Origin of the sequence: Stieleria sp. (assembly GCF_041595215.1) — a bacterium.
Lineage (GTDB): Bacteria > Planctomycetota > Planctomycetia > Pirellulales > Pirellulaceae > Stieleria > Stieleria magnilauensis.
Window position 1 is genome coordinate 1 of the sequence record NZ_JBFHKV010000915.1, and the last position, 3,577, is coordinate 3,577.

The following is a 3,577-nucleotide window of genomic DNA, read 5'->3' on the forward strand; positions in this document are numbered from 1 at the left end:
ACACCAGGAATCGAAACCGACACGCCGCGGATGTTGCAGATCGTTTTTCATCATGCACAGCTGCCACTTGCCGGCAACGGCGGTCGCGTAGCCGGCCTGTTTCATGCGGTCCCCGATGGAGATCCCCTCGGCGGCTTCGGGGAAATCACCCCACTTCATCCCGTCGGCTCCGAAGCGAAACGGGTAACGTCCGGTCATCAGACAGACCCGCGAGGGGTGGCAGACCGGCATCGAGTAGGCGTGGCTGAATTGCATCCCACCGCGAGCCAGCGCATCGATGTGCGGTGTCGGATGGCTTTGGCCGCCATAGCAACCGATCGCGTCGCAGCCGACGTCGTCGGCCATGATCAACAGAATGTTTGGTTTCGATGCCGTCGCGTTGGAGGGCGACATCAACGGTATGAGCAGCACCAAAACGGTCGCAAGCAGTGATTTCATCGTGATCATTGTCCCAGTTTTGCGTAGTCATCATAAGCTTTGCCGATCGCGTCGTCCCCCGCCCCGGAGTGGAGGTAGACGGCGAACCGCAGCCGAAGCGTTTCCCCGGGCTGAACCACGACCCGGCTGGCCGCTCCTTGATTCATCGCCGCGCGGCCGAAGGGGTTGGCGGTGATCAATCCGTAATCTCGGGCGTGCCACCAGCTCGGGCGAAAGTTCGTCGGATGACTCATGACCGTGATCCCCACGCGCTGGCCATCAATGACATTACTGTAATCACACCAGGCGGCGCGATTGCCCCAAATCGCATTCGCACCGGAACGGTCTTCGGCGTCCGTCAATGTCCCTCCGGCAAGTTCACTGATCGGCGTCGCGACGCGAACGCCCAGCCCCATCTCCTCCTGGTCACCGAACGAGAACGGCTTGGAGCCACTGAATATGGATTCAAACACAAGCAGCGATGCGTCTGGTTTTGCGAGTACGGCAAAGCGGAACTCTTCTTCGCAGACGATTCTGCCGTCGGAACCGATGTATTGTTTCTGTTCGATGAAGGAACCCACATTGCGTTCGGAGGCGGGTTTCTGGATGAAGTCCCCGTGTCGAACCGACGCCTTGTTGCGCCAGAAATCCTCGCCGCCGAGATCGCCGAATGCCAACCAGATCCCCGGGTGCATCGTGGGGTGGTCGTCGCGATCGCCGGCTTGGGGCGGATGTTGACGCGTGACCTGAATCCCACCGGGAGCTTTGACGTGGGCAAAGTAGGGACGCGGAAGGGAATCATCGCGATAGACATAATGTGCGATTGCTTCGCCGTCTACTTGAATGATGACGCGGCCGTCGTCTTCGTCGAACGTCAGTTCCGGTCGCTGCGCCTCGGCTGATCCGGAGAGGCAAAGCAAGGCTGCGATTGTGAGCTTGAGAAGTGAATTCATGGGACTTTTCCAGAAAGGGAAAAATGCATCAGGCATTCGGGACGGCCCAATGACCGCCTGAACGATACTTACGAGTTAGCATCGCATCGGCCTCGGGGTCGTCTTGGATGCTTTGGCCGGTCGGGTCGATGCGTAGCGAGCGTCCGGTGGTGACGCTGATGTTGGCCAGATGAACCAAGCTGCAAGAATCATGGCCGATCGCGATGTCGGCAGCCGGCTCGCGGTTCTCGGTGATGGCCTGAAGGAAATCGAGTTGATGATTCTTCGGTTGCGTCGAACTTTCTTTCGGTGTGGGGACCGCGACCGGCTGATTCGATTCATCCCAGATCGCGAGCTTGCCCCGTTTGCTGACGAAGAGCATTCCCTTGGTTCCATAGAACTCGACCCCCGTGTCGCAGTTGTGGGGCAGGTTCTTGGACCAGATCCGCATCTCGAAAATCAGTTGCTTGTTGGCGTTCGGCTTTCCATCGCCTGACCACTGGAACACGCAAGTGGCGGTGTCGGGAAATTGTTGGTCATCGTCAAAGTAAAATTTTCCGCCGATCGCTGATGCAGTGGTAGGCAACCCTTGGACGCCCAAGCCCCATCTTGCGATATCGATTTCGTGGGTGCCATCGTTTCCGATGTCACCGGTTCCGAAGTTGTGCCACCAATGCCAGTCGTAATGAAATCGATTGGATTGAAACGGGACATATTCCGCGGGGCCAACCCAGGTGTCGTAGTCGACGTGATTGGGCGGCGCGGAGGGTTTGGCGTGTCCGATGTTTCTTCGCCGCTGGATATTCCATGCCTTGCAAACCAGCACCTCACCGATCACCCCGTCGCGGAGCAGGTTGATTGCGTTGATCACCAACGGATTCGTACGGCTTTGTGTTCCGTGTTGAACGATCACGTTGTTTCGCCGTGCGGCTTGAACCAGCAACTGGCCTTCCCGGAAGTTATGGCTGCAGGGTTTTTCGACGTACACGTGTTTTCCGGCATCGCAAGCCATGATCGCAGCCGGGGCGTGCCAGTGATCCGGGGTGGCGACGACGACCGCATCGATGGAGCGGTCATCGAGAAGGCGTCGAAGGTCATGGGTGACGCGTGTTGCACCGGATTGTTTTTGAAATGCCACGGCGTGCTGCTGATCCGGATCGCAAGCCCAAGTCACCGTCGCGTTCTCGGCAAATCCTTTCAGCAGGTTTTTTGAGCGTCCGCCGCATCCGATGAATCCAATCCTGGGTCGAGGCGTGCCCACGGCCGCCCGCGCGAGATTGGCGTAGGACAGGGCGGATAAACTGATCGCGGCTCCACTGGCGATCGATTGGCGACGCGTCATCGAGTGCATAGAGAATACCGTTTGTCACGAAGTCGGTTGGCAGCCAGGCCCATCGGCTGCCGTGGATTCTATATGATTGAAATGGTCTTCATGTCGCGCAAACGCGAGAAACATGCCATCCAATAAGGATCAATGATGTCCTGCTACAATTCCGTGATCGTTCCCGCGGCGATCGATGAAGTTTGGAAGGAGATTCGAAACTTTCACCGTTTGGATTGGGGACGACCCTTCATCACCAATGTGACCGCGGTCGGCGAAATACCCGGTGATCAAGTGGGAGCCAAGCGAGTGCTCAACGGATCCTTCGAAGAAACGCTGCTGGAGTTGGATGACGACCACTACCAGGTCGTGTACTCGATCGACGATGGTCCCGAACCGGTGTCGCAAGAAACGGTCTCGGGCTATCGCGGCAGGATTCGTTTGTTGCCGGTCACCGCCGATGGCAGCACCTTTGCCGAATGGACGTCGAAATACGAATCCGACGAACCGCAGATGGTCGCCGATTTCTGCAACCCGATCTACGCGGCGCTACTCGAAGCCCTGCGGGATCACTTTGCCAGGGCATGAAGCTGGAACGCTTGATAGGCTGTCAGCCTGTCAAGTGTCTTGGTCTGTCGAACCAGGAAACCCGTTTCACCTTACTTCCATTGCCAGACGTCCTCCGCCGCGAGCGTGCCGTCGGAATGGGCGGTGTCGCTTTGGAGCCATTGTTTGGCTTCCGCATCGTCTCGCAGATAGGCCTGCCAGAACTTGACGCTGATCTTCTGAATCGCAGGGTGGTGTTTCGGATTGCGATCGCGATCGCGACGACGCAAGCCGCGGGCGTCGGAGAACGTGTAATGATGCCCGTCGCGGAAGACCAGATGATACTTGTCGCCTTCGGGCA

General features: G+C 58.0%; 4 protein-coding genes and 1 pseudogene. 1 reads left to right on the plus strand and 4 read right to left on the minus strand.

Features of this window, described 5'->3' with window-relative positions:
• The 3 genes from ABX749_RS26170 to ABX749_RS26180 all read right to left on the minus strand — a co-directional run.
• Nucleotides 1-438: sulfatase-like hydrolase/transferase (locus ABX749_RS26170; RefSeq protein WP_372898599.1), on the minus strand; the 438-nt coding region annotated here is incomplete at its 3' end.
• A gap of 5 nt (nt 439-443) precedes the next feature.
• Nucleotides 444-1,370: a PmoA family protein gene (locus ABX749_RS26175; RefSeq protein WP_372898600.1), complete on the minus strand. Its 927-nt coding sequence runs from the start codon at nt 1,368-1,370 to the stop codon at nt 444-446.
• A gap of 28 nt (nt 1,371-1,398) precedes the next feature.
• The gene (locus tag ABX749_RS26180) at nt 1,399-2,691 is read right to left on the minus strand and encodes a Gfo/Idh/MocA family protein (RefSeq protein ID WP_372898601.1); all 1,293 of its coding nucleotides are present in this window, start codon (nt 2,689-2,691) and stop codon (nt 1,399-1,401) included.
• Between the two features lie 132 nt (nt 2,692-2,823).
• Here ABX749_RS26180 and ABX749_RS26185 point away from each other — a divergent pair, with 132 nt between their 5' ends.
• Nucleotides 2,824-3,258, plus strand: a complete 435-nt coding sequence (locus ABX749_RS26185) for an SRPBCC family protein (RefSeq protein ID WP_372898602.1) — start codon at nt 2,824-2,826, stop codon at nt 3,256-3,258.
• A 71-nt stretch (nt 3,259-3,329) separates the two neighbouring features.
• Here the strand turns inward: ABX749_RS26185 and ABX749_RS26190 are convergent.
• Nucleotides 3,330-3,577 (minus strand): annotated as a pseudogene (locus ABX749_RS26190) (acetylhydrolase); the annotation flags it as partial.

Coding starts and splice junctions, on each gene's coding strand:
- ABX749_RS26175 (WP_372898600.1), bottom strand. CDS start 1,370: ATGAATTCACTTCTCAAGCTCACAATCGCAGCCTTGCTTTGCCTCTCC.
- ABX749_RS26180 (WP_372898601.1), bottom strand. CDS start 2,691: ATGACGCGTCGCCAATCGATCGCCAGTGGAGCCGCGATCAGTTTATCC.
- ABX749_RS26185 (WP_372898602.1), top strand. CDS start 2,824: ATGATGTCCTGCTACAATTCCGTGATCGTTCCCGCGGCGATCGATGAA.